At 75.9% G+C, this 23,729-nt stretch carries 27 protein-coding genes; 11 read left to right on the forward strand and 16 right to left on the reverse strand.

Features of this window, described 5'->3' with window-relative positions; all coding sequences use genetic code 11:
* Nucleotides 1–14: 14 nt before the first annotated feature.
* Nucleotides 15–320: an ArsR/SmtB family transcription factor gene (locus tag CLV37_RS18890; protein WP_211298769.1), complete on the reverse strand. Its 306-nt coding sequence runs from the start codon at nt 318–320 to the stop codon at nt 15–17.
* A 178-nt stretch (nt 321–498) separates the two neighbouring features.
* Between CLV37_RS18890 and bla the strand changes: the two genes are divergently transcribed.
* Nucleotides 499–1,428: a class A beta-lactamase gene (bla, locus tag CLV37_RS18895; RefSeq protein ID WP_106213322.1), complete on the forward strand. Its 930-nt coding sequence runs from the start codon at nt 499–501 to the stop codon at nt 1,426–1,428.
* A gap of 135 nt (nt 1,429–1,563) precedes the next feature.
* On the opposite strand, the gene CLV37_RS18900 is transcribed toward bla, so the two are convergent.
* Both CLV37_RS18900 and CLV37_RS18905 read right to left on the reverse strand, forming a co-directional pair.
* Entirely contained in the window at nt 1,564–2,664 is a 1,101-nt protein-coding gene (locus CLV37_RS18900) for a hypothetical protein (RefSeq protein WP_146149486.1), read from the reverse strand.
* A gap of 299 nt (nt 2,665–2,963) precedes the next feature.
* Nucleotides 2,964–3,335 carry a DUF4267 domain-containing protein gene (locus CLV37_RS18905; RefSeq protein ID WP_106213326.1) on the reverse strand — a complete coding sequence of 124 codons (372 nt, stop codon included), beginning with the start codon at nt 3,333–3,335 and terminating at the stop codon, nt 2,964–2,966.
* 107 nt (nt 3,336–3,442) lie between these two features.
* Between CLV37_RS18905 and CLV37_RS18910 the strand changes: the two genes are divergently transcribed.
* A complete protein-coding gene (locus tag CLV37_RS18910; protein WP_106213328.1) occupies nt 3,443–3,988 on the forward strand; it encodes a TetR/AcrR family transcriptional regulator in 546 nt (181 codons plus the stop codon).
* A gap of 120 nt (nt 3,989–4,108) precedes the next feature.
* On the opposite strand, the gene CLV37_RS18915 is transcribed toward CLV37_RS18910, so the two are convergent.
* Together CLV37_RS18915 and CLV37_RS18920 are read right to left on the reverse strand one after the other, a co-directional pair.
* Nucleotides 4,109–5,233 carry a hypothetical protein gene (locus tag CLV37_RS18915; RefSeq protein WP_146149487.1) on the reverse strand — a complete coding sequence of 375 codons (1,125 nt, stop codon included), beginning with the start codon at nt 5,231–5,233 and terminating at the stop codon, nt 4,109–4,111.
* A 239-nt stretch (nt 5,234–5,472) separates the two neighbouring features.
* Nucleotides 5,473–6,255, reverse strand: a complete 783-nt coding sequence (locus CLV37_RS18920) for a TetR/AcrR family transcriptional regulator (RefSeq protein ID WP_211298770.1) — start codon at nt 6,253–6,255, stop codon at nt 5,473–5,475.
* 124 nt (nt 6,256–6,379) lie between these two features.
* Between CLV37_RS18920 and CLV37_RS18925 the strand changes: the two genes are divergently transcribed.
* From CLV37_RS18925 to CLV37_RS18940, 4 genes are all read left to right on the forward strand, one after another.
* Nucleotides 6,380–6,586, forward strand: a complete 207-nt coding sequence (locus CLV37_RS18925) for a tautomerase family protein (RefSeq protein ID WP_106213334.1) — start codon at nt 6,380–6,382, stop codon at nt 6,584–6,586.
* Between the two features lie 108 nt (nt 6,587–6,694).
* Nucleotides 6,695–7,402, forward strand: a complete 708-nt coding sequence (locus CLV37_RS18930; protein ID WP_211298771.1) for a HemK2/MTQ2 family protein methyltransferase — start codon at nt 6,695–6,697, stop codon at nt 7,400–7,402.
* Nucleotides 7,399–7,602, forward strand: a complete 204-nt coding sequence (locus CLV37_RS18935) for a CDGSH iron-sulfur domain-containing protein (RefSeq protein ID WP_245885483.1) — start codon at nt 7,399–7,401, stop codon at nt 7,600–7,602. The genes CLV37_RS18930 and CLV37_RS18935 overlap by 4 nt, the downstream gene beginning before the upstream one ends.
* Nucleotides 7,599–8,603, forward strand: a complete 1,005-nt coding sequence (locus CLV37_RS18940; RefSeq protein ID WP_211298772.1) for an iron-containing redox enzyme family protein — start codon at nt 7,599–7,601, stop codon at nt 8,601–8,603. Before CLV37_RS18935 ends, CLV37_RS18940 begins: the two co-directional genes overlap by 4 nt.
* 13 nt (nt 8,604–8,616) lie before the next feature.
* Here the strand turns inward: CLV37_RS18940 and CLV37_RS18945 are convergent, their stop codons facing one another.
* The 3 genes from CLV37_RS18945 to CLV37_RS27755 form a co-directional block, all read right to left on the reverse strand.
* The gene (locus CLV37_RS18945; protein WP_146149488.1) at nt 8,617–9,960 is read right to left on the reverse strand and encodes a hypothetical protein; all 1,344 of its coding nucleotides are present in this window, start codon (nt 9,958–9,960) and stop codon (nt 8,617–8,619) included.
* A 102-nt stretch (nt 9,961–10,062) separates the two neighbouring features.
* Nucleotides 10,063–10,404 carry a hypothetical protein gene (locus tag CLV37_RS27105; RefSeq protein WP_146149489.1) on the reverse strand — a complete coding sequence of 114 codons (342 nt, stop codon included), beginning with the start codon at nt 10,402–10,404 and terminating at the stop codon, nt 10,063–10,065.
* 173 nt (nt 10,405–10,577) lie between these two features.
* Complete coding sequence (locus tag CLV37_RS27755) at nt 10,578–11,228, reverse strand: hypothetical protein (protein WP_170127364.1); 651 nt, start codon at nt 11,226–11,228, stop codon at nt 10,578–10,580.
* A gap of 155 nt (nt 11,229–11,383) precedes the next feature.
* Between CLV37_RS27755 and CLV37_RS18955 the strand changes: the two genes are divergently transcribed.
* Nucleotides 11,384–11,788: a DUF6924 domain-containing protein gene (locus tag CLV37_RS18955; protein ID WP_106213338.1), complete on the forward strand. Its 405-nt coding sequence runs from the start codon at nt 11,384–11,386 to the stop codon at nt 11,786–11,788.
* Between the two features lie 197 nt (nt 11,789–11,985).
* On the opposite strand, the gene CLV37_RS18960 is transcribed toward CLV37_RS18955, so the two are convergent.
* Nucleotides 11,986–12,579 carry a TetR/AcrR family transcriptional regulator gene (locus CLV37_RS18960; RefSeq protein ID WP_245885484.1) on the reverse strand — a complete coding sequence of 198 codons (594 nt, stop codon included), beginning with the start codon at nt 12,577–12,579 and terminating at the stop codon, nt 11,986–11,988.
* Nucleotides 12,580–12,637: 58 nt separating this feature from the next.
* Between CLV37_RS18960 and CLV37_RS18965 the strand changes: the two genes are divergently transcribed.
* Entirely contained in the window at nt 12,638–13,588 is a 951-nt protein-coding gene (locus tag CLV37_RS18965) for a DMT family transporter (protein WP_170127365.1), read from the forward strand.
* Here the strand turns inward: CLV37_RS18965 and CLV37_RS18970 are convergent.
* From CLV37_RS18970 to CLV37_RS18990, 5 genes are read right to left on the reverse strand one after another with little or no spacing between them, the layout of a single operon-like run.
* Complete coding sequence (locus CLV37_RS18970; RefSeq protein ID WP_106213510.1) at nt 13,533–14,219, reverse strand: response regulator transcription factor; 687 nt, start codon at nt 14,217–14,219, stop codon at nt 13,533–13,535. The genes CLV37_RS18965 and CLV37_RS18970 overlap by 56 nt on opposite strands.
* On the reverse strand, nt 14,216–15,586 hold the full coding sequence (locus CLV37_RS18975; protein ID WP_245885485.1) for a sensor histidine kinase: 1,371 nt from the start codon (nt 15,584–15,586) through the stop codon (nt 14,216–14,218). Before CLV37_RS18975 ends, CLV37_RS18970 begins: the two co-directional genes overlap by 4 nt.
* A gap of 23 nt (nt 15,587–15,609) precedes the next feature.
* The gene (locus tag CLV37_RS18980; protein WP_211298773.1) at nt 15,610–16,410 is read right to left on the reverse strand and encodes a hypothetical protein; all 801 of its coding nucleotides are present in this window, start codon (nt 16,408–16,410) and stop codon (nt 15,610–15,612) included.
* A complete protein-coding gene (locus tag CLV37_RS18985) occupies nt 16,397–17,260 on the reverse strand; it encodes an ABC transporter permease subunit (protein ID WP_106213344.1) in 864 nt (287 codons plus the stop codon). The genes CLV37_RS18980 and CLV37_RS18985 overlap by 14 nt, the downstream gene beginning before the upstream one ends.
* Nucleotides 17,257–18,171 (reverse strand): ATP-binding cassette domain-containing protein, encoded by a 915-nt coding sequence (locus tag CLV37_RS18990; protein WP_106213512.1) that lies wholly within the window; start codon nt 18,169–18,171, stop codon nt 17,257–17,259. The genes CLV37_RS18985 and CLV37_RS18990 overlap by 4 nt, the downstream gene beginning before the upstream one ends.
* Nucleotides 18,172–18,430: 259 nt before the next feature.
* On the opposite strand from CLV37_RS18990, the gene CLV37_RS18995 reads away from it, so the two are divergent.
* Together CLV37_RS18995 and CLV37_RS19000 are read left to right on the forward strand one after the other, a co-directional pair.
* On the forward strand, nt 18,431–19,444 hold the full coding sequence (locus CLV37_RS18995) for an alpha/beta hydrolase (protein WP_106213346.1): 1,014 nt from the start codon (nt 18,431–18,433) through the stop codon (nt 19,442–19,444).
* A 43-nt stretch (nt 19,445–19,487) separates the two neighbouring features.
* Nucleotides 19,488–20,468 (forward strand): helix-turn-helix domain-containing protein, encoded by a 981-nt coding sequence (locus tag CLV37_RS19000; protein ID WP_106213348.1) that lies wholly within the window; start codon nt 19,488–19,490, stop codon nt 20,466–20,468.
* Nucleotides 20,469–20,563: 95 nt separating this feature from the next.
* On the opposite strand, the gene CLV37_RS19005 is transcribed toward CLV37_RS19000, so the two are convergent.
* A complete protein-coding gene (locus CLV37_RS19005; protein WP_211298774.1) occupies nt 20,564–21,124 on the reverse strand; it encodes a GAF domain-containing protein in 561 nt (186 codons plus the stop codon).
* A gap of 202 nt (nt 21,125–21,326) precedes the next feature.
* Here CLV37_RS19005 and CLV37_RS19010 point away from each other — a divergent pair, with 202 nt between their 5' ends.
* Nucleotides 21,327–21,638 carry a hypothetical protein gene (locus tag CLV37_RS19010; RefSeq protein WP_146149491.1) on the forward strand — a complete coding sequence of 104 codons (312 nt, stop codon included), beginning with the start codon at nt 21,327–21,329 and terminating at the stop codon, nt 21,636–21,638.
* Here the strand turns inward: CLV37_RS19010 and CLV37_RS19015 are convergent.
* Nucleotides 21,635–23,701, reverse strand: coding sequence for a hypothetical protein (locus tag CLV37_RS19015; protein ID WP_106213352.1), 2,067 nt, complete (start codon nt 23,699–23,701; stop codon nt 21,635–21,637). The genes CLV37_RS19010 and CLV37_RS19015 overlap by 4 nt on opposite strands.
* Nucleotides 23,702–23,729 lie beyond the last annotated feature (28 nt).

Below are 23,729 nucleotides of genomic sequence, written 5' to 3' on the forward strand. Positions count from 1 at the left end.
CTTCGAAATGTCGATTAGACGTGGTCCCTGATCTGCTCGAGCAGGTCGGCGACCCGCGCGTCGTTGCGGCGGTAGTGGGTCCACTTGCCGACCCGGGTCGCCCTCACGAGACCGAGGCGCTCGAGAGAGGCCATGTACGTGGACACCGTCGACTGAGCCAGGCCGGTCTTGGCGGCCAGGTGAGTGACGCACACACCCACCTCGGCCCGGTCGGCGATGGGCTCGTACTCGCGGAAGGAATCCTCCGGGGTCCGCAACCACTCCATGATCTGCAGCCGAGTGGGGTTGGCGAGCACCTTGAGGGTTCCGATCAGATCCATGCCCACGTCCATGGGATCAGGGTCTCATCGATGCTTCGAGGTTCGAGGGACCGTCGTGCCGGTGCCCGGAGCGACGCACGGTCATCCCGCTGTCGTGGACGTCACCACCGCAGCCCTCAGCCGCCGTCCGCCGGAGTCGCCCACCTCCGGGTCTGCCGCAGGGAGCAGGCTCTCCCCCGTGAGACGTCCCCTGAGCTTCGCCGCCTTCGTCCTGGTCCTGGCCGGCTGCACCTCCACCCCGGCCGACGACACCCCTGCCGGCAGCAGCGGCTCCCCCGGCGTCAGCGCCGGCGCGTCCCCCAGCGCGTCCCCGGCCGACGCGGCCGTGCAGGCGCGGTTCGCGCAGCTGGAGGAGTCGTTCGACGCCCGCCTGGGCGTGTTCGCCGTCGACACCGGGTCCGGGAGGACCGTCGTGCACCGCGGCGACGAACGCTTCGGCTTCGCGTCCACCTACAAGGCGCTCGCTGCCGGGGCCCTCCTCGAACGGACCGGCGACGCCGAGCTCGACGCCGTGGTGACCTGGACGGCGGACGAGGTCGTGGCCCACTCCCCCGTCACCGGGCAGCACACGGCCTCCGGGCTGCCGCTGCGCCAGGTCGCCGAAGCCGCGGTCACCGTCAGCGACAACACCGCGGCCAACGTCGTGCTCGCGCACCTCGGCGGTCCGGCCGGTCTCGAAGAGGATCTGCGGGCGCTCGGGGACGACACCACCGAGGTGGAGCACACCGAGCCGGACGTCAACGACATCACCCCCGGCGACCCCGCGGACACCAGCACCCCCCGCGCGATGGCCACGACGTTGCAGGCGTACGCCACCGGGGACGTCCTCGCGCCCGCCGGTCGCGACCAGCTGGTGCGGTGGCTGCAAGCGGGCACCACCGGCGGCGGGCAGATCCGCGCCGGGGTGCCGGCGGGCTGGGTCGTGGGTGACAAGACCGGTCACGCCGGGGTCTACGGGAACCAGAACGACATCGGCGTGGTCTGGCCCACCGGTGGACGCGCGCCGTGGGTCCTGGCGATCCTCACCGACCGCGCCGACGTCGACGCGACGTCCGACGAGGCCCTGCTCGCGCGGGCCACCGAGGTCGTCGTCGACGAGTTGAGCTGAGGGACGTCGCACCGCTGCAGGAGGGCGACGACCCGGGACGTGCGTTCCGAACCCGACGGGACCGCGACGGGGAGAAGAACTCCGTCGCGGTGAGCGGCCGCGCCGGGGACCGGACCCTTCGCCCGGGGCCGCCGTCTAGGCCAGTTGCTTCCAGTTGGTCGCCCCCTTGCAGAACCACAACCGGCCCGTGCTGTCGACGTGCAGGTCACCCACCAACCCCGACGGGGGGTGCGTGGGGTTCGGGCCGGGCATGAGACGGACCTGTGCCGCCTTGCCGCGGAACCTGCCCCCGCGGCCCGCGGTCCCCTCCGACCAGCCCACGACGGCCGCCTCGGTCGACGCGACGTTCGGCTGGTGACCCCAGACCCCTGCCCCGGTGCCGTTGTTCACCCCCGTCACCGCACCCTTGTCGTTGACCGGGTTCGACGACGTGGCCAGGAACGCCCTCCCCCGGCCCGCGTTGTCGACCACGACCGAGTCGGCTCCCGAATCCTTCCCGGTGGTCGTGGCGACCATCGCCTGCCCACCCCCGGAGGCCGTCCGGATCCCGACGCCGATCCCCGCCGCGGTGTCGATCCCCACCCCGGGCGTCGGGACGTCCCGGTCGACGGGACCGAACTCGTGACGCACACCGTCGTTGCCCCGGACGACGAGGGCCGGCGCCTCGGTGGACGCGACGCTGACCGCCGTCTCCCCCGTCACGTCCCAACGGCCGAGTTCCTCACCCGTGACCTGCAGGAACGGGCCACGACCGCCACGGACGGACAACTCCGGGGCGGTTCCCCAGCTGTCCGCCCGGTGAGTGGTCAGGTACACCAGCTGCGGCACCTCGTCGGCCGGAACCCGGATCGACAACGTGCCCCGGCTCAGCGAACTCCCGCCCGTCGGCAGGGGGAAGCGGATCTCGTCGTCCTGGAAGGTGGCATCGCCGACGCTCACCTGCCCCGACACGTACAGGGGACCGAGCAGGCCCGTGGCGACACCGTCCGAGTCGTTCTCCTTCCCCATCAGCACGGGGTTCCCGGCAGCGGCGGCCGCAGGCCGCGCCGTCGCCACGGAGGCGACGGCCCCTGCGGCCAGGGCGAGGGGAACCGCCAGCACGGCACGGCGCGAACTCCGCGCGTTCCCTCCCGGTGACCCGTCGGCGACCGCAGGTCGATCCCTCTGCAGCTGCTGGACGAGTTCTGTCACCGTGCGTTCCAGCTCGTCGATCCGCTGCGCGTCGCTCTGGCTCATCGCGTCCCCCCGGACGAAGCTCGAGTTCTACCCCCAGGACTTCCTAGCACTCGACACCGCGGTCGCACAGGAGTTCCCGCGAAGTTCCTCAGGCCGATCCCGGCCGGAGGAGTTGGATCCTCGACCGTCGTGCGAGTTCCACGACGCGGTGGGGCCGGAACTGCGCGGGACGACCCGTGCTCGTCCGAGGGGCCGCCGGCGACGTCCTCCGGGTGCCGGGTGACGACGAGCGCGCCGTCGCGGTCCTGGTGGAGTCCACGGCGCGTCTCCGCGTGCGGCACCCCCTCAGCGGGGCCGGGTCAGGACAGGGCCAGCAGGAGCCCGGCGACGACGAGGACCGCGGCGGTGGAGGCGTGCACGCTCAGCGCGTGGCGCACGGTGCCCCCGTTCCTGGTCACGATGAGCGCGTCCCCGACCGGGGTGATCGCCGCGGCGAGGAGGACCCAGCCGAGGGCGTGCTGCCCGGCGGCGGCGAGCACGACCAGGGGCACGATCCCGGAGGTGATGTCGCGCACGCCCTTGATGTTCGTCAGGGCCCGCGGGTCGTCCTGCGGGACACCGAAACCGGTCAGCGCCACCCGCGGGGCGAGGAGGAAGCGGGCACCGATGGACAGGATGAAGAGGCAGCCGGCGATCGCGACGGCCAGGGCGACGGCGGTGAGGACGGTCATGGCGGGAGAACCCTTCGGGAGATGGTGCGACGACGTTGAATAACGACGCTAGGCTACGATCCCACCGATGTCTACCGCTGATACCTAACGGCGCTAGACTGGGGGTCGTGAGCCCGAGACCAGCCCCCGACCTGACCCTGCGGCGCGAACGCATCACGCGCCTGACCCGCCAGGTCGCCGAAGCCGAGGGCTGGGCCGCGGTCACCACGCGCCGCCTGGCCGCCGAGCTCGGCGTCACCCAGCCGGTGCTGTACTCCGCCTTCGCCAGCCGCCAGGACCTCCTCGACGCCGTCGCCCTGGACGGCTTCACCGCGCTGAGCTCGGCCCTCGAAGCCGTCCCGGCCACGCCGCTGGCCCGGATGGGCGCCTACCTCGACTTCGCCGCCGCCCACCCCCGCACCTACGAGGCCATGTTCTCCCTGCCCTCCCAGCTGCACTTCGGCGACGACACCCACGCACCCCTCGGCCGCGCCTTCGCCGCCGTCCGCGAGGCCTTCCCCCCCACCGAGGACCGCGACGGCGACGACGTGCGCGCCGAGGTGGCCTGGTCGACCCTGCACGGCCTGGTCACCCTGGGAGCCGGCGGACGGCTGCCCCCGGAACGCGCCCGAGCGCGGCTGCAGGCCGCCCACCGGATGCTCACCCGCCCCTGAGCCGGGCCCGGGGGCCCGGCTTCGACGCGGCACCACCGGAGCACCACCGGACCCGAGTCGGCGCCGCACTCGTCCCCACCCCGGTCGCCACGCCGAGCGCAGCCCCGCCACGGCTAGCCCTCAGGCGGGGACCCCGGCACGGGTCGTGCTGTCCCGCAGCACCAGCAGCGGGACGAGCAGCGCGACCGCGAGCAGCACCCCGCCTCCGACCAGCGGCAACCCGTCGTAGCCGACGTGGGCACCGGCCGGCGCCGTCACCACCAGACCGAGCACCCCGCCCACGACGATCGGCAGCACGAGCAGCTGGGGAGCCGCCGCGAACAGGACGCCCAGCACGGCCAACACGACGGCGGTGACGACCCGGCGCCTCGGTGCGGGGGTGCCGGCGGCTGCCGCGGCGAGCACCAGCGGCGCGTAGGCCAGCACCAGCACCACCCCCAGGACCCACCGCGCCTCGCGCACCTGCCACCCCGGACCCGAACGCTCCAGGACGAGCACCAACGCCGCGACGGGCAGCACGACCCCCAGGACGACGTCCAGCGCGCTGCGCGCCAGCACGACAGCCGCCGTCACCACCACCGCCGCCAGTCCGAGGGTCGTCGTCGAGTACGCCGCGACCAGGTCACCCGGGACCCACTCGCGGTACCGCTGCGACGCCGCCCCCTGCACCACCAGCACCGGCAGGGTTCCCGCGGCCAGGACGCCCGCCCCCACCACGGACCACTGCCCGCCCGCACCGACCGCCGGCCTCCCTCGTCGCCGGGCGCCCACCCGGTGACCCACGAGGTGACCCACGAGGTGACCCACGAGGTGACCCACGAGGTGACCCACGAGGTGACCCACGAGGTGGGCGCCCGCGCCCGCCGCGGCGACCACCAGCACCAGCACACCCGCGGCGAGCGCCACCGGGCCGCCGTCGACGGCCGACCCGAGGACCGTGTTGGCCACCACCACGGCCAGGACCCCGCCCGACCACCAGGACACCGCCACCGGGCGCGAGGCGGCGGACAGGGCCAGCGCGAGCCCGGCGGCCGCGAGGATCGTCGTGGCCAGCCGCGCGTCGTGCGCCAGCAACGCCAACTCGTCCTCCCCCGGCATCTCCGCGGTGTGCCCGGGGCCCAGCGCACGGGCCTCACCGGCCTGGACCGCCGTCATGGACGTCGCAGCCAGCGCCCAGGCCACCGCGGCCAGCAGGACGATCACCACTCCGAGGCAGGCGGTGGCGCGACGGTGACGAAGGGCCATGTCCGAACTCTCCTGGATCCGGCAGGACTCGCCCAGGGGCTCGGAAGACGTCCGCGGGGTGTTCACCACGACGTCGATCCGTCGTGGTGCGGACCCCGTGCCCGACGACCCGGTGTCGCGTCCCCCTGCGGGCGCGCACGATCGATGCACCCGTCCGGCGACACACCGGTTCCCGGGCGGTCAGTCGCGGCGTGTCGGCGGACGGCCGCATCGATCGTGCGCACCTCAGCGCCGGTGGGTCACCTCGCCGCGTCGAGGCGTTCCAGCCAGCGCTCCAGCAGCGCCACCTCGGCGGGCTCCAGGGCGGTGGTGCTCTCCAGCCGCAGCTGGGCGTGCAGCTGGCGCGCCGCACCCCGCACCGAGCGCGTGCGCGCCGCCGCGCCGGCCTCGTCGAGGACCGCGGCGAACACGGCCTCGCGGGTGCGCCGGGACAGGTCGGGGTCGTCGAAGAGGGCGGGACGGGCGATCAGGGCCAGGGCCAGGCCGGTGTTGGCCGGCAGGATCAGCTGCGCCGCGAGCCGGGGGGTCGTGGTGAGCGCCCCGACGGCCGCGCACCGCGTCAGCGTCGCCTCCAGGAGGGTGAGAGTGCGCTCGTGGACGGTGGCGGACGACCCGGGGCGTGGGGCGAACATCAGGCGGTAGAGCGCGGGGTTCTCCAGGGCGAAGGCGGTGTGGTCGTCCCAGCCGGTGCGCAGGTCCGCCACGGGGTCGTCGGTGACCTCCAGACCGCTCTTGCGCTGCGCGTACCGCTCCAGCGCCGCCTCGCTCACGGCGTCGAGCAGGCCCTGCTTGTCCCCGAAGAGCCGGTAGAGGACCGGCTGCGTCACCCCGGCCTCCTGGCACACGGCCCGGGTGGCGACGTCGGCGTCGGCCGAGCCGGCCAGCTGGCGTTCGGCCGCGGCGATCAGGGCGGCGCGCAGGTCGGCGTCCCCGGCGAGCCCGGCGGCACTGCGCCGGCGTGGCCGCGCGGGCGGCCCCGGGTCGGGGACGGGCTCGGGCCGGAAGCGCTGGGTCGTCGACACAGAGCAATGGTACGACGAAAGCTTAGCGATGCTCCGGCGTCGTGCTACGGTCTCCGTATCGCTGGTTTGAACAAGGCGTACCAGCACTATCGAGGGTGGGCGACCACCCGGAGGAGACCCGACCATGCCCTTCGCCAACCTCAAGGTCCCCGCCGGCACCCTGACGCCGGAGTCGAAGAAGAAGCTCTCGGACGCGGTGGTCGACGCCTACGCCTCCGTCTACGGCGAGCGCGCCCGCGCCACCACCCTCGTGGTCGTCGACGAGGTCGTGGACGGCGGCTGGAACCTCGGCGGCACGATCCTGACCGCGGACCTGCTGGGCCGCAGCTGACGACGTCACCCGCCGGCGCCGGGGTGCGGAGGACGGGTCGCCGGGGCAGGGTGGTTGTGTCGAGACACCGGCGCGTCCCCCGTCTGCCCTCTCGACCCTGAGGTCCCGATGACGACCTACCTCCCCCCGCTCCCGCACGACACCCTGCCCCCCACCCGCGTCCGGCGGCCGGTCCTGCGCCTGCCCGGCACGTACCCCGCGCAGGGCGACACGTTCCTGCTGGCTCGCACGGCCGTCGGGCGCGACGCCGTGGCCGGCAGGGACCTCCTCGACGTCGGGACGGGGGGCGGGACCCTGGCGGTGACCGCGGCCCGGGCCGGGGCCCGGTCGGTGACGGCCGTGGACATCTCCTGGCGCTCGGTCCTGACGGCCCGGCTGAACGGCCTCGTGCACCGGGCGTCGCTGACGGTCCGGCACGGCGACCTGTTCGCCCCGGTCGCGGGACGGCGGTTCGACGTCGTCCTGGCCAACCCGCCCTACGTCCCCGCCGCCACCGACCGGCTGCCCCGGCACCGGCCGGGCCGCTCGTGGGACGCCGGGCGCGACGGGCGCGCGGTGATCGACCGGATCTGCGACGGGATCGGCGACGTGCTGGCCCCCGACGGGCGCCTGCTCATGGTCCACTCGGTCCTCGCCGGCGAGGAGGCGACGTTGGACAGGTTGCGGGACAGGGGTTTCGAAGCCTCCGTCGTCGCCCGTGCCGACGAACCGTTCGGTCCCGTGATGCGGGCGCGGGCGCAGGTCCTGCGCGAGCGCGGACTGCTGGGGGCCGACCAGGTCCACGAGGAGCTCGTCGTCGTGGAGGCGTTCCGGTGAGCGGCGCTCAGGTCCCGCGGATCACCGTCACCGACGGGCCGGTGCTGGTCGAGGGACCCGTCGACATCGACCTGCCCGACGGCCGGCGCGTGCGGTCCGAACGTCCCGTCACGGCGCTGTGCGTGTGCCGCCGCAGCGCCCGCTACCCGTTGTGCGACACCAGCCACCGCTCGCGCGCCACGAAGGAGGACCACCGGTGAGCACCACCACCGTCCTGTCCCGGGGACCGCTGCTGCCCGCCGGCCGCGGGCCGCTCAGCACCGCCGTCCTGGAGCACCTCCGCGGCGCTCCCCTGCTCGTGTCCGAGGCCGACCTGGCCGCGGACCCGTTCGGCGACGACCTGCAGCTGGCCCTCTACTGCTGCTACGAACTGCACTACCGGGGGTTCGCCGGGGTGGATCCCGCCCTGGAGTGGGACCCGGACCTCCTCGCCCTGCGCCGGGTCCTGGAGCTGACCTTTCTGCAGGCCCTGCGCCGGGCCGTGCGCGGCGGGGACGACGTCGCCGCCGAGATCGCCGGGCTGGTCACCGAGGACCCGGCGGCCCGCGGCGTCTCGCACCACCTGCGCCGCGCCGGCGAGCTGTGGCAGCTGCGCGAGTACGTCGCGCTGCGCTCCACCTACCACCTGAAGGAGGCCGACCCGCAGGCGTGGGTGATCCCGCGCCTGGAGGGGGCGGCCAAGGCCGCGCTGGTCTCGGTCGAGCACGACGAGTACGGCGGGGGCCGTCCCGAACGCATGCACGCCCGGTTGTGGGGCGACATGATGCTCGAGCTCGGCCTCAGCGACGAGTACGGGCACTACCTCGACCACGCCCCCGCCCCGGTCCTGGCCGAGGTGAACTTCATGTCGATGGCCGGTCTGCACCGCGAGCTGCGCGGCGCGCTCGTCGGGCAGTTCGCGGTCGTGGAACTCACCTCCTCCCCCGGGTCGGCCCGGCTGGTCGCGGCCGCCGAACGGCTCGGCTGCGGCCCGGCGACCGTGGAGTTCTACGCCGAGCACGTCGAGGCGGACGCCGTCCACGAGCAGGTCGTCCGGCACGGCATCATCGCGCCGCTGGTGGCCGACGACCCGTCGATGGCCGCCGACGTCGTCTTCGGGATGCAGGCGGCCGCGTTCATCGACGACCTGCTGGGCGAGCACGTCCTGGGCCGCTGGGCGGCGGGCACCTCGGCCCTGACCCGGCCGCTGGAGCCGCGCTGACCCCGCGCGGACCTCAGACGTCGAGCACCCCGTCGACGGCGTCCTCCACGGGCGGCAGGGCACGCGTGTCGAGGTCCTCCATGAGGTGGATCTGGGCGTGCTCGGGCTTGGCCACCGCACCCAGCTCGTCGAACAGGTCCAGACGGCGGCGCAACCGCACCCCCGGGCAGGGGGCGAAGGCGAACGTGCACTCAAGCTGCGTGCGGGGCCACTCGCCCACTGACCGCACGGCGACCGCGCTCATCCCCCGCGCCAGCGGCTCGCTGCCTTCTGCCCCCTGCCAGTAGCTCTCCAGCCGGCTCCAGTCGTCCAGGACCTGCCGCACGTACGACCCGGCGTCGAGCGGGCGAGGACCCACGGGCCAGCACGCGGAACCGATGTCCACCGTGCCCTCCGCCGGCCACGACCGCACGGTCCGCTCGACCGGGTCCACCACCAGGACACGAGCGGGTGCCGGACCGGTGGAGACCACGACCGCGAGACGGTCCCCGGCGGCAGTCGCCGCCACGACGGTGCGACCCCCCAGGTCGATCAGGGCCGGTGCCGCGTCGGAGGGTCCCGTGCCCGGGAACGCCGCCGCGACCGCTCTCGGCCGGCGGCCACGGTCGTTCCCGTCCCAGCCCAGACGCCAGGTCCACTCCCCGGCACGGACCGCGACGCCCGACTCCACGCTGCTGTCCGGGTCGTAGGCGTGACCGGGCCAGGAGCCGTCGCCGGTGGACGCGCGCCAGGACCCGGCCGGGACGTGCTCCTGCCCCTCGGCCGCCGTCAGCCGCTCGGGCAGGTCCCCGTCCCAGGGCAGGGGCACCCAGCGGCTGGACCAGAGGACCTCGTAGGTGCCGGCACCCAGGCTGCGCAGCGACCACGGTTCGGCGTCGAGCTGCACCCACAGCGCCCGTGCGGTGGTGCGCAACCCCCGGACCGGGCGGTCGGTGTGCACGCGCTGGACCCGTCCGTCGGCGTCGGCGCGCAGCAGCGTGCCCGACCCTCCCCACCCCACCGGGGCGGCGTCGGCTCCGTGGACGATCTCCTGCGGGGGAAGAGGCGACGTGCACCAGGCGCTGGAACGACCGGCCGCGGCCAAGGTCAGCCCGTCCGTCCACACCGCCAGCGCGTCGTCGCCGACCCGCAGCCGCAGGAGCGGGCCCGCGGGACCGTTCTGGACCCACAGGGCCTCACCGTCGACCCGGGCGGTCACCGGCTCACCGGGCGGTGGGGGCGGCAGCTCGGTCCAGGACACCACCCGGCGCACCCTGCCCCCGACCGGGTCGAGGACGACGGCCACGGGCTGGGTCTCGTCCAGCACCCACACCCCGGCCGTCGTGGTGAACAACCGTCCCGGTCGCAACGTCCGCACGCACCGATCATCGTCAGCGGCGACGCACGCCGCGACCGACGTGGTCACGGCGAGCTGGACGCCCGACGACCTCGCGGTCTTGGCGGGATGCGGACGGTCGGCTCATCCGCGTCCAGGGCGAGCCGACCGTGTCAGCGGAAGACGTGATCGGCGCAGCCGCACGAGCACGAGTGCTGTGGCCGAACCCGAGGCGACGACAGCACCTACCAGCCACCGCCACGCGCCCCAAGGACCGCTGCCACCATCTGTTGCATCCGCCAACTCCACACTCTCGACCAGCCACCGTCCTGCGGCCACGACCGCGACGATCCACAGCAACGAGCCGAGCGGTGACCACCTGCGCGTCCGCTCCCACAGCGCCTTCATCAACGCCACCGGCGTCGCCATGACGAGCACCACCACAGCCGTTGGCGCCAAGGCCGTCAGGACCTCCCACAGGAACACTGAGCCAGCATCTCGGACCCCTTGAGCGTTCGGACCGCTTCCGCCGGATGAGCACGACATCCGCGCTGCCGTCCGTCGCCTCGTCGCCATCGCCCGGCCAGCACGGCAGCACCAGGAGGGGCGGTGGGGAAGTCGCTGGCGACGAACGCACGGTCATCCCGCGCACCGCGTCATCAAGACGGGGCGCCGACATCAGCTGAAGTGCCGCAGCTCCGGCGATCCGACCAACGCCGCAGCAGCAAGACCACGCCCACCGCGGCCGCGACCCACACCGTCCACCGCGCCCACACCGCCTGCGGGTACACGATCGCCCCCTCCAGGCCCGGTGCCAGGACGACCATCTGCACCGCCGCCCCGACCGGCACGACAAGCCCAGCCACCAGTCCCCGGGCATCCCGGCGCCGGGCGCACGCCCCCACCAGCCCCAGCGGCGCGCACAGCAGCACGCACGCCGCCAGCCACAGCAACACCTCCCCGACGTAGGAGGAGAACGACTCACCGCGCACCTGGGCATCGGTGAGGTAGTAGGCCAGCACCGCACCCGACACGCTCACCCACCCCGCGGCCGCGCCCAGCAACCACGTCCGCGCCCACCAGCCGGCCAGCACCGCCAACGCTGCCCACGCCCACCCCGCGTCGAGCAGGTAGCTGAGGAAGCGCGCCACCTGCTGAGCGGTGGTGATCGCGGCAGGGTCAGTGACGGAAGAGACGCGGTTGACCACGGAGTCGAAGGCGCCGAACGCGGCGCCGGCGAGCAGGCAGCTCAGCGATCGGGGAGTCCCTCGCACGGAAGCACCCTGAAGATCATGGAGGGCCGTGGTCAAGAGGACGTCACGGTCGTCCCGCGGTGCGCAGGCGCGCCCCGACCCGTGGGAAGCTCCCCCGCCTGGGGATCAGCAGTCCCGTCCGCCCCTCGCAGGTGCGGACCACGGGCCTGGTCGACGTTGAGGCATCGAGTAGTCGATGCGTGGAGGTAGCGGTGGCGGCGTTGTCGTGGGATCGGGGAACTCTGCTCGTCCGTACCGACTTCTCCCGACCGCAGCGGTGGGACACCTTGCTCCGCGCCCTCCACACCCCCAGCGACGAAGGGTTCACGGCGGCCTTCGAGACGGTCGACGACCCGGAGTGGCGTGACGCGACTGCCGAGCAGCTCATCGCCGACGCGCCCGATTGGGCGCTGTTCATCGTCGCTGACGCTGTGGCGCTGTCCTCCCCGGAGCTGCCGGCCCTGGTGATCTCCATCGAGGACGGCACCGCGCGGCAGTTGCGGGTCACGCCCGCCGTCATGTGGGCGGTGGAGAACAACCTCTCGATCGCCAACATGGACTGGGAGGACTTCGCGTCCGCGGCGGACTCCGACGGCATCTACCGCGGGCGCACCTGATCTCACCCCGGTGCCGCACCGGACCGTTCGGCGGCACCGCCCGCTTCACGGTCATCCCGCGGTGCGCAGGTGCACGGCCGTCCCGCCGGCGCGACGGTGCCCGGTCGTGGACCGTCGCGCGCCGGGCGTGTCCAGCCGCCACCGGCTCCGTCCCGCGACGGCCACCGGACCCGTGACACCGACGCGGCGCCGACCCCTCAGCGGTGCCGCCCGAGCGCGACGGCGACCGCGCGCCGGGCGTCGTCGAACGCCGAGGCGTCAGCACCCGCGGTGACGACGACGAGGGTCCCCTCGTAGACCAGGTGCACGTGCGCCCCGAGGTCCCGGTCGCCGGTCAGGACGTCGAACAGCGCCCGCATCCACGCCTTCTCGGCGCGGATGACGGGCAGGGCGGGGTGGTCGGTGCCGCCGAGCTCGGCGTGGGCGTTGACGAAGGCGCACCCGCGGGACTGCTCCCCCATCCACTCCTGCAGCGCGTCGAGGACCAGCAGCGGGTCGGGTTCGGCGAGCCGGGCCAGCAGGTGCTCGCGCCAGCGGTGGGCGCGGCGCAGCAGGTACAGGGTGACGAGGGCGTCCTTGGAGCCGAACCGGTCGTACAGGGTCTTCTTCGTCGTGCCGGCGGTCTCGGCGATGAGGTCGACGCCGACGGCGCGCACACCGTGGGCGTAGAACAGGTCGGAGGCCGCCTCCAGCAGCCGGGTCCCGGCCTCCGTCGTCGGCGGCAGGGGCGCCAGCACCGCGCGCGCGGCGGGCGGGGTGGTCTCGTCCAGGGCCGTCAGTCCGGTCAGCACGGGGTCCTCCTCGGTCGGTGCACTGCGAGTATACCGACCGGTGTGGTTACCTCACGGGGTGAGCGTCCGCAGCGTCGTCCTGGTCGTCGTCTGGAGCTCCGGCTTCGTCGGCGCCGAGCTCGGGGCCCGGCACGCCGGACCCGACACCGTGCTCGCCTGGCGCAGCCTGGCCACCGCCGTCCTGCTCCTGCCCTGGCTCGTCCCCGCGGTCCGGCGGTTCAGCCGGCGCGACTGGCTGCGCCAGGCCGTGGTGGGGCTGCTGAGCCAGGTCGTCTACCTCGGCGGGGTGTTCTGGGCCGCGGCCGCCGGGGTCCCCGCCGGCACGTCGGCGCTCGTCACCTCCCTGCAACCGGCCGTGGTCCTGGTCGCCACGACGCGGCTGACGCGCCGGCGGCTGCGCCCGGCCCACCTGGCGGGACTGGCGCTGGGCACCGCCGGGGTCGCCCTGACGGCCCTGGGCGACCTGCGCGCCGGGGTCGCCGTCGTCGCGCTGGCCCTGCCCGCGCTGGCGATGGCGGGGTTGTCGGCCGGGACCCTGCTGCAGGACCGCTGGTGGGCGGGGTCGACGCCGCCACCGGGACCGACGCTGGCCGTGCAGTCGCTCGTCACCGCCGGCTCCTTCACCGCCGTCGCGGCCGGGGCCGGGCACCTCGCCCCGCCGCCGACGACGGGGTTCTGGACCGCCGTCGCGTGGTCGGCGATGGCGGGGATCGGCAGCTACGGCGTCTACCACCTCGTCACCACCCGGGACGGGGCGGGCCGGGCGAGCACGCTGCTCTACCTGACGCCCGCGGTGACCGCCGGGTGGGCCGCCGCCGTGTTCGGCCAGGGACTGCGCCCGGCGAGCGTGGCCGGGCTGCTCGTCGCCGCCGGCGCCGTCGTCCTGCTGCGCGACGCCCCCGGCACCGGGCGCGCCCCCGCCCGCGACGACGACCGCACCCCCGCCCGCGACGTCAGGCCGGTCCGTCCCCGCCCGCCCGGACCAGCCCGAACTCGTACGCCGCGATGACGGCCTGCACCCGGTCGCGCAGCCCCAGCTTGGCCAGGACGTTGCCCACGTGGCTCTTGACCGTCGTGGTGGACACGACCAGGCGCTCGGCGATCTCGCCGTTGGACAACCCCTCGGCGATGCCCCGCAGGACGTCGAGCTCGCGCGGCGTCAGGGACCGCAACCGGGCGTGCAGCCCGTCGTCGCGCTCGGCCTGCCCCGGGACCGGGAACTGCCCGGCGAACAGGTCGAGCATGCGCCGCACGACGCGCGGGGCCACGACGGAACTGCCCGAGGCGACGACCCGGACGGCCTCGACGAGCTCCTCGGGCCGCGCGCTCTTGACCAGGAACCCGCTGGCCCCCGACCGCAACGCGGCGAAGGCGTACTCGTCGACGTCGAACGTGGTCAGCACCAGGACCTTCGAGGCCGGGTGCTCGGCGGCGATGCGCCGGGTGGCCTCGATGCCGTCCACCCCGGGCATCCGCACGTCCATCAGCACCACGTCCGGGGCCAGGGCGGCGACCTGCTCCAGCGCCACGGCGCCGTCGGAGGCCTCACCGACCACCCGCAGGTCCGGCTCGGACTCCAGGACCAGCCGGAACCCCATGCGCAGCAACGCCTGGTCGTCCACCAGCAGCACGCTCGTCACGCCCCGCACCCTCCCTCGCCCGGCGCACCGGCCGGCAGCACGACACGCACCCGCCACCCCCCGCCAGGGGCGGGACCGGCCTCGACGTGCCCGCCGAGCAGCGCGGCCCGCTCCCGCATCCCGACCAGACCGCGACGGGACCCGCCCGTCTCCCCCGGGCCGGTGCCCCCGGCGTCGACGACCTCCACCTCCACGGCCGTGCCGGTGCGCCGCAGCGTCACCGCGGTGGACGGGGTGCCCGGGGCGTGCCGCAGCACGTTCGTGAGCGCCTCGGTGACGACGCGGACCACGGCCAGCCGCAGCGCGGTGTCGGCGGGCAGGTCGGCGTCCAGCCCGGTGGTCGTCAGCGGCAGGCCCGCGGCCCGGAACCGCTCGACGACCGCGTGCAGGTCCGTCTCCGTCGGGGCCGTCAGGGCCGGCCGGTCGTCGTCCGGCGCACCGTCCGGTCCCAGCGAGCCCAGGACGCTGCGCATGTCGCCCAGCGCGGCCCGGCCCGTCCGCGACAGTTCCGCCAGGGCCTGCCGGGAGGCCTCCGGGGCGCGGTCCAGGGCCGAGGCCGCGCCGTCGGACAGGGCCACCATCACCGAGACGCTGTGGGCGACGATGTCGTGCACCTCCCGCGCGATCCGGGCCCGCTCGGCCGAGCGGGCCAGGGCCGCGCTCGCGTCGCGCTCGCGGGCCAGCGCCGCGTACCGCTCGGCGAGGTCGCGCGCGTGCAGGCGACGGGCCTGCGCCCCGGCCCCGGTGACCGCGCCCAGGACCAGCAGCGCGAGCAGCAGCAGCACCGTCCACGACCGGCGCCCCGCCGAGAACCCCGGCTCGGCCACCTGCCAGGCCGGCGGCCCGTCCCCGAGCGGGACCTCGTCGCTCCACAGCAGGACCTCGGCCAGACCGACGTCCTGCCACCACCACACGGCCACCGTCACGACGGCCAGCACCGCCGACCCCGCGACCCACGCGGTGCGGGCGCTGCGCCGAGCGGCCACCGCGTGCAGCGACCACGCCAGGCACAGCCCCAGCACCCCAAGGACGCCCCCGACCGCCAGCGACGCCACCGCGAGCGCCGTCAGCACCCCCGTGACGGCCAGCGGCCACCGGCGCCGGGCGAGCAGGACGACCGCTCCCAGACCCGCCCCGGCCAGCCAGGTCCGCACGACCCGGTCGTGCACGGGGGAACCGGGCTCGAACAGGCCCAGCGCCGTGGCCCCCCGGACCGTCTCGGAGGCCAGCAGCGCGGTGAACGCCCCCACCAGCAGCACGACCGCGACGAGCAGCACGTGGCCGATCCACGGGTGCGCGAGCAGGACCCGGCCGGTCGTCGTCCGCCGCTGCACCTGCGAGGCGGTCAGGGCCGGTGCGGGGGTCACCGGCCCACCCTCCCACCGGCCGTTCACGTGACGTCCCGGCGGGCGAGCCGGTACCCGGCGAGCAGGGCCAGCCCCGCGCACCAGGCGCCCAGGACGAGCCCGGCCCCCCACGGGCCCAGGTCGGGCCCGGGACCGGCGGCCAGCGCGGCGAGCCGGGCGTCGTCGGCGAACAGCCCCGCGCCGCCGCTGGGCAGCAGGGCGCGGACGGTGTCGGCGACCCGCCCGGGGTTCGCGGCCAGCACCTGGTCGAGGAGGACGAACAGGGCCACCCCGCTCGTCAGCGCCGCCAGCGGCCGGCGCAGCAGCGCCCCGAGACCGACCCCGCACACGCCGACCCCGGCCAGGAACAGCACGTACCCCACCGCCGCGCGCAGGTCCCCGGGGTCGGCCGCCGACCACGCCAGCCCTGTCGTCCGCCGGGCCCCGGTGGTCGCCGCGACCGAGGCCGCGAGCGCGAGCAGCCCGGCGGCCAGGGTCAGGGCCGCGGTCACGACGACCTGGGCCCCCAGCACGGGCAGGCGGCGGGGCACGGCGGCGTACGTCGTCAGGCTGGTGCCGGTGGCGAAGTCCGCGCTGCCGACCAGCACCCCCAGCACGAGCGCACCGAGCTGGGCCGGCTGGTACCCGGAGGTGACCAGGGACGTCGCGCTCACCGCGTGCCCGGGCCCGGCGAACAGGCCCAGGACGAACGCCAGCACCCCCGCGGACCCGACCGTGCCCACGACGGTCCAGGGGGTCGAGGCCAGGCTCGCGACCTTCGTCCACTCCGCGGCCAGCACCCGCGACGGGGTGACCGCCCCGGAGGGGACCTCAGCCGAGGTCACGACGACGCAACCGGAACGCGGCGACGGTCAGCGGCAGCGCCACCCAGCCGGCCAGGACCAGGGCCGAGCCGGCACCCCCGAGGTCGGGGGCGCCGTCGAGCCCGCCGCCGCCGGGGTTCGTCAGCGCCGCCCCCGCGCCGACGGGGGTGAAGGTCTCCACGGTGTTGACCAGCGCCGTAGCGGTCGGGACGTGCTGCGGGTCGTACGCGGCCATCGGGTCGTTCCCGGCCTCGGCCGCGAACGCGAGCACCACGGGGGCGACGAGCAGGACGACGACGGCCGTGACCACCGCGGGCACCGGGCGGCGCAGCAGCGCCCCGATCGCCAGGCCGAGCAGCCCGGCGCCGAGCAGGTGGCCCACCGACCCGAGCAGCAGCTGCGGGACGCCGGCCCCGGCCAGGTCCGGGGTCATCTGCCGGGAGGCGGCCGCGGGCAGGATGCCCAGCACCGCCGCGCCGACGCTCAGCACGCCGGTGACCAGCACCACGGCGGCGGTGACGACGGCCTGCGCGAGCAGCACCGGCACCCGCCGGGGCACCGCGGCGAACGTCGTGCGGAAGGTCCCCGTGCTGAACTCACCGGTCCCCACGAGGATCCCCAGGAGCAGCGGCCCGAGGAACGCCAGCGGCAGCGCGGCCCCCAGCTCGCGCGTCGGGACGAATCCGGGGTCGCCGGAGGAGGCGCTGGCGAACAGGTGCGTCAGCAGGCCCGTCCCGGCGACCGTGGCGACGGCGATGACGGTCGTGGAGCGCAGCCCGGTCAGCTTCGTCCACTCGGCGCGCACGACCCGTGCGAACGAGGGATCCACGGCGGCCCGTGGACGGTCGAGCAGGTTCGCGGGCGCGCTCACCGGGCACCCCCCGCGCGGTACTGCACCGACCCGGTCGTGAGTTCCAGGTAGGCCGCTTCCAGGGAGCCGGTCTCGGCCGCCAGCTCCAGGACGGTCACCCCGTCCCGGCCCGCCGCGGCCCCCACCTCCTCGGCCCCGATCCCCCGCACGTGCAGGACACCGTCCGGCTGCGGGGCGACCTCGGCGCCCAGCCGCACCAGCGAGCGGGCCAGGACGTCGGGTTCGGTGGTGCGGACCCGGACCAGCCCGGCGCCCGCGGAGCGTTCCAGCAGGTCCCGGACCGAGGCGTCGGCCAGCAGCCGGCCCCGTCCGAGGACCACGACCCGGTCGGCGCACAGCGCCAGCTCGTGCATGAGGTGCGAGGACAGGAACACGGTGCGGCCCTCGGCGGCCAGTCCCCGCACGAGGTCGCGCACCCACAGCACCCCGTCGGGGTCCAGGCCGTTGACCGGCTCGTCGAGCACCAGCGTCCCCGGGTCGCCCAGCAGCGCCCCGGCGATCCCGAGGCGCTGGCCCATGCCGAGGGAGAAGGTCCTGACGCGCTGGCCGGCGACCGCCTCCAGCCCGGTCAGCCCGATGACCTCCTCCACCCGCGAGCGCGGGATCCCGTGGGTGCGGGCCAGGCCCAGCAGGTGCCGGAAGGCGGTGCGGCCCGGGTGCACCGAGCGGGCGTCGAGCATCGCCCCGACGGTGCGCAGCGGCGAGGGCAGGTCGGCGTAGCGCCGCCCGTCGACCGTGACCGTCCCGGCCGTGGGCCGCTCCAGGCCCAGGACCAGCAGCATCGTGGTGGACTTGCCCGCGCCGTTGGGGCCGAGGAACCCGGTCACCGCCCCGGGCCCGGCGGTGAACGACAGCCCGTCCACCGCCGTCGTCGTCCCGTAGCGCTTCGTCAGCGCCTCAGCCGTGATCATGCGTCCCCCTCGGTCTCGACCGCGCCGGTGCCCCCGCGGCCCGACGTCGACGACGCTAGGGACGCCCGCACCGGGCCGGGACCTGCCCGCGGAGGAGATCACCGCGGCGCCGGCCTCCTCCCCGGGGAGGAGGGACCCCCGCCCCGGGACGTCCCCGACGCACCGGCCGCGCCAGGTGGCGGCCGACGTCCGCCGCCCGGCGCCGCCGCACCGCGGGCCCCGGGTGCACGCTGGGTCCCCCACCGACGAGAGGTCGACGATGACCACCCAGACGACCACCCAGACGACCACCCAGACGACCACGCAGACCACCACCCCACCCGTCCCCTTCGACCCCGAGGTCGCGGCGGCCCTGGCCGCCGCCGGCGGGTTCCCGGCCATCACCCCCGACGTGATCCCGCTGGTGCGGCAGGGGCTGCCCGGCCAGGAACCGCCCACCGACGCCGACCTGGCCCGCGGCGGCGCGTTCAGCGTCGAGGAACGCTCCGTCCCCGGCCCCGCGGGCGATCCCGACGTCCGGCTGCTCGTCTGCCGGCCCACCGGCCGGCCCACCCCGACCGCGGCCGTCTACTGGATCCACGGCGGCGGGATGGTCTTCGGCGACAACCGCGGCGGGGTCCTCGAAGCCCTCGACTGGGCCGCCGACCTGGGCCTGGCCGTGGTCTCCGTCGAGTACCGGCTGGCCCCCGAGACCCCGCACCCGGGGCCGGTCGAGGACTGCTACGCCGGGCTGGTCTGGACCGCCGGGCACGCCGGCGAGCTGGGGATCGACCCCGACCGCCTCGTCGTCGCCGGGGCCAGCGCGGGCGGTGGGCTGGCCGCCGCCGTCGCCCTGCTCGCCCGCGACCGCGGCGGCCCGGCCCTGGCGGGGCAGGTGCTGATCTACCCGATGCTCGACGACCGCAACGACTCCGGCTCGGCGCAGCAGATGGGCGACACCGGCACCTGGGGCCGCACCGCGAACGACACGGGGTGGACCGCGCTGCTCGGCGCCGCCCGCGGCGGTCCCGACGTCTCCCCCTACGCCGCCCCCGCCCGCGCCACCGACCTGTCGGGCCTGCCCCCGGCGTTCGTCGACGTCGCCTCCGCGGAGAACTTCCGCGACGAGGACGTCGCCTACGCCACCCGCATCTGGCAGGCCGGGGGCCGCGCCGAGCTGCACGTGTGGCCCGGCGGGTGCCACGGGTTCGACGTGTTCGCCCCCGAGGCGGGCATCTCCCGCGAGGCCCGCCGGGCGCGGCTGACCTGGCTGCGCCGTCTGCTCGAACCCTGATCCCGGGCCCGCCCCCGCAGTAGGGTCCGGGCGAGGAGGGTTCGTGCGAGACCTGACGGTTCGTCTCGCGGCGCTGGACCCCGAGGCCGGCGCCGCGATCCGTGTCGTGTCCTACTTCGACGAGCTGGCCGCCGGGCACGCGGGCCTGCACGCGGTCGTCCGCGGCGCCGCCGCCCTGACCGGTTGCGGCGCAGGCCTGTCCGACGACCGGCGGAACGTCCACGTCCGCGTCGACCCCGAGGGCCGGCCCGCGCCGCGCTGCGTGCCCGACCCCGGCTGGCTGCACCACGCCGTCGACGGCGGGGCGACGTTGTGGCTCGAGCGGCCGGGCCCGGCGCGCGTCGTGGACGCCGTGGTGCTCGAACGGGCCTCGGCCCTGGCCCTGGCCGTCCTCGAACGCACCCGGCCGATCACCGGCGGACCGGTGCCGCCGGACCCGGCGCTGCTGGAGGTGCTCCTGGACCCCGCGGCCTGCCCGCCGGACCGGCGCCGGGCCGGGCAGGCCCTCGGCTGCCCGGACACCGTGCGGGTCGCGGCGCTGAGCGACGGGTCCGCGCTCCTCGTGGGCGACCACCTCGACCTCAGCGCCGTCCGGGCGGGCGTCGGCCCGCGCGTCGACGTCGCCGACGCGCCCGCCTCGCACGCCGCGGCGCGGGCGGCCCTGCGGTTGACGGCCGAGGGGACCCCGGCCGACCCGGGCCCGCGGGTCGTGCACGCCGAGGCGGTCCCGGCGCTGCTGCTGCTGGCCGGCGCCGTCGACGGCCGGACCCCGCCGAACGCGGACGTGCGTGCCGTGGACCGTTGCGCCGCGGCCGGACCCGCGATGCTGCAGACCCTGCACGTGCTCACCACCAGCACCACCCAGCGGGCCGCGGCCACCACCCTCGGACTGCACCACTCGACGCTGCAGAAGCGGCTCGCCACCGCCTCGCGGCTGCTCGGGTGGGACCTGCACACCCCCGACGGCGTGCACCGGCTGCACCTGGCGCTCGCGGTCCGGCGGCTGCACCGCAACCCCCGGTGAACGGCCGCCGGCTCCTCACGGTGGCGCGGCGGCCGACGTCGAGACGGTGCCCGGTGTGCGCCGGCTCCGCGTCCTCGTCGCGCCCCGCGCGGGGGTCACTCCCCCGACGTGCGGTGCTGCTCGAAGACGTCGACGAGCTCGGCGGCGGCGCGTTCGAGCTCGGCGATCTCGCCGGGGGTGAACTCGTGCGGGTCCACGCCCAGCACGCAGTGGGCACCGACGACCTGACCGTCCGGCGCGCGCAGCGGGACGCCCGCGTAGCTGCGCACGCCTCCGTCCGTCACGACCGGGTTCTGACGCTGGTGGGCGTCCTCGAGGGCGTCGACGACGACGTACGGCGCACCCTCCACGACGGTCGTGGTGCAGAAGGACCACTCGGCGGGCACGCCCCCGACGTCGGCGACCCAGCCCACGAGGCCGTGGCTGCCGGCGAACAGGGTGGAGGAGTCCAGCACGAGGCTCACCAGGCTCAGCGGGAACCCGAGCCGGGCGGCCGTGCGGGCCGCGACCTCGTCCAGGCGGCGCTTGAGCGCGGGGTGCTCCCCGTCCCAGGCGGCGACGGCCTCCAGGCGGGTCCGGTCGGTCAGCACACCGGTGCCGTCCGGCTGGTCTCGTTCCTCGGCTCCGGCCGGGTCCGCCGGCTGCAGGGTGTCCACGTCCTGACCATCGGCCGGCCCCGCCGCCCGCTGCAGCGCACGGGGCGTCGACCACCCGGGTGCGCCACCCGTGCGGGCCAACCGTGATCACCCCGCGGCGGCACGACCGGCCGGACGGGGTGGCCCCGCGACGTGATCACCCGTCCGCCTCACCTGCTCGGCGCCCTGCGCGTGGACGCCCGCACCGCCGATGTCTCGGAGCATGAGCACTGAGCAGGTGGAGCGGGGGGTCGGTCTGCGCAGCGTCCCCCGCACCGTGGAACCGCCGAGGGCGCTCGAGTGGCTGCAGCGGTTCGCCGAGGTCTCCAGCCCCCTGTACGCCGTGGAGGAGTGGAACCACGCCGCCCTGGCCACCGGCTGCGCGGGCATGGACCTGAGCGCTGCCGAGCTGCAGCGGCTGGCCGAGTGGCTGGTGGCGCACTGCTCCGACCAGCCGATCCGGATGGCCGCCCGCAGCTGCCTGGTGCGGCTGCGCGTCCACGCGACGATGCTCACGGCCCTCGGGGACCGCTAGGGCGCGACGCCCGTCACGAGCCGGACGTCGATGCGCTGCAGCCCGTCGGGGCGTTCGGTGAGGACCCGTTCGTCCTCGGCGGTGCGACGCACGGCGACGGTCCGGACGCCGGTCGCTCCCAGCTTCTGCAGCACCTCCACGGGGTCGGTGTCCCCGCCCGCGGCGACGAGGACGGGGGTGCCGCCGGCGGCCCGGACCCGCTGCGCCTCGCGGTCCACGGCAGCCCCCAGCGCCGACCAGTACTCCGTCGTCCCGGGACGGCCCTGCGCGGTGGGGACGGTGATCGAGGCCGTCGGCACCCCGCACGTGCCGCGCAGGACCTGCGGCCACTCGTTGCGCGAGCGCGGGTCGACGGCGAGCGCGACGTCACCGGCGGCGAAGCTGCGGCAGGCCTGCGCGACGGCCGCCGGTTCCCCCACCTCGGTGCGGGCCCACGCGAGCGGCGCGGTCCCGACCGCGGCGGGCACGAGGAGCAGGACGGCGGCGATCGCGACGCGCAGCCCCGTGAGGCGCTGGGCCGCGTAGCGGTCCACGACGAACCGGCACGCCGCCACCGCGAGCACGACGACGGCCGGGAGCACGACGACGACGAACCGGCGGTCGGCCCACGGGTGGTCGGGGGTGATGCCGGGGCGGTACAGCGTCAGCAGGGTCGAGCCGAGCGCCACGACGTAGGGGGCGGTCCACGACGGCAGGGGGCTGTGCTGCTGCACGCCGCGGACCAGCCGGGGCAGCAGGACGACGGCCGCGGCCCCGGCCAGGACGACGGCGGGCCAGCCCAGGTACCAGGCGATCCAGTTCACCGAGTGCTCGGCGTAGGTGCGGCCCCCGTCGACGGGCAGGCCCTGGGCCAGCTGCAGCCCCGCGACGAGCTTGCTGCCGGGGTCCTCGGGGTCCTGGCGCACGACCAGCCACAGCGGCCGGCTGGCCAGGACGGCGAGGACGACGCCGAGCGCGACGGCCAGCACGAGCGGCAGCCGGTCCGAGACGAGCCAGCGCCGCCGGGCCAGGAAACCGCCGCGCGCCAGCCGCGTCAGCACGAGGCAGACGGCGGTGAGGAACACCAGCCCCGCCACCAGCGGCAGCAGCGACCCCGCGATCGTCCCCAGGTAGGGCCGCGAGGTCAGCAGGGCCGAGCCCACCGCGAGCGCCGAGACGAGACCCGTGCCGGTGACGAGGGCGCGGGCGCCGGGGTGCCGGACGGCGAGCAGGAGGGCGACGACGGGGACGAGGACGGCGACCTCGCGCAGGAAGTCGATGCGGACGAACCCGCACGCGCCGACGAGCAGGCCCGCGCCGCCGCCGAGGCGCGCGGCGGTGCGGCCGGTGGCGGGCAGCAGCGCGACCAGCAGCGACGCGGCGCCGAGCAGGACGAGCAGCGCGGGCGGTTCGGAGTAGGTGGAGCGGTTGGCGTGCAGGACGGGCTGGGCCAGCGCGAAGGCGCCGGCGGCCAGCGGCGCCCACGTCGCGCCGACGACGCGGGCGGTGAACCCGGCCAGGGCCAGCACGCCGAACGCGCCGAGGACGGCGGGCACGACGAACATCCCGGTCCAGCCGCCGGCCCACTCGCCCAGGGAGTACAGGGCGGGGGCGCCGAGCAGGAACTGCGGGACGACGTGGTCGCCGACCTCGTAGAAGGCCGGCGAGGCGAGGGTGAGGTTCGGGTCGGCCAGGGCCGCGGCCCCGCCGAGGGCGGCGACGGACGCGTCGACGGGCAGGCCGTGGTGGGTGGCGAGCTGGTGGGCGTACAGGGCCACCGACCCGGCGTCGCGGCGCAGGACGACGTGCTCGGCGTGCGTGAGCGCGGCCCAGAGCCCGGCGGCGAGGGCGATCGCGGCGCTGCCGCCGGCGCTGCCCCACCCGGCGGCCACCACGGGGGTCCCCCACGCGAGGCGGCCGGCGAGGACGGCGACGACGAGGGCGACGGGCCAGGCGACGGCCGGGGTCCACAGGTCCAGCAGGACGAGGGGGACGGCGACGGCCGTGACCGCGGCGACCGCGGCGGCCAGGACGACGGGGACCCGGGTCAGCAGGATCCCGGCGGCGCGGGGGCTGTCGCTCACGCCGCGACCCCGGAGCCCTCGCGCCGGC

Origin of the sequence: Kineococcus rhizosphaerae, assembly GCF_003002055.1 — a bacterium.
Lineage (GTDB): Bacteria > Actinomycetota > Actinomycetes > Actinomycetales > Kineococcaceae > Kineococcus > Kineococcus rhizosphaerae.

Bases quoted from the DNA above. Each gene is read 5' to 3' on its own strand.
- CLV37_RS18925 (WP_106213334.1), top strand. From the start codon at position 6,380: ATGCCCTTCGCCAACCTCAAGGTCCCCGCCGGCACCCTGACGCCGGAG.
- CLV37_RS18915 (WP_146149487.1), bottom strand. From the start codon at position 5,233: ATGGCCCTTCGTCACCGTCGCGCCACCGCCTGCCTCGGAGTGGTGATC.
- CLV37_RS18890 (WP_211298769.1), bottom strand. From the start codon at position 320: ATGGATCTGATCGGAACCCTCAAGGTGCTCGCCAACCCCACTCGGCTG.
- CLV37_RS19010 (WP_146149491.1), top strand. From the start codon at position 21,327: ATGAGCACTGAGCAGGTGGAGCGGGGGGTCGGTCTGCGCAGCGTCCCC.
- CLV37_RS18900 (WP_146149486.1), bottom strand. From the start codon at position 2,664: ATGAGCCAGAGCGACGCGCAGCGGATCGACGAGCTGGAACGCACGGTG.
- CLV37_RS18995 (WP_106213346.1), top strand. From the start codon at position 18,431: ATGACCACCCAGACGACCACCCAGACGACCACCCAGACGACCACGCAG.
- CLV37_RS18990 (WP_106213512.1), bottom strand. From the start codon at position 18,171: ATGATCACGGCTGAGGCGCTGACGAAGCGCTACGGGACGACGACGGCG.
- CLV37_RS18930 (WP_211298771.1), top strand. From the start codon at position 6,695: ATGACGACCTACCTCCCCCCGCTCCCGCACGACACCCTGCCCCCCACC.
- CLV37_RS18905 (WP_106213326.1), bottom strand. From the start codon at position 3,335: ATGACCGTCCTCACCGCCGTCGCCCTGGCCGTCGCGATCGCCGGCTGC.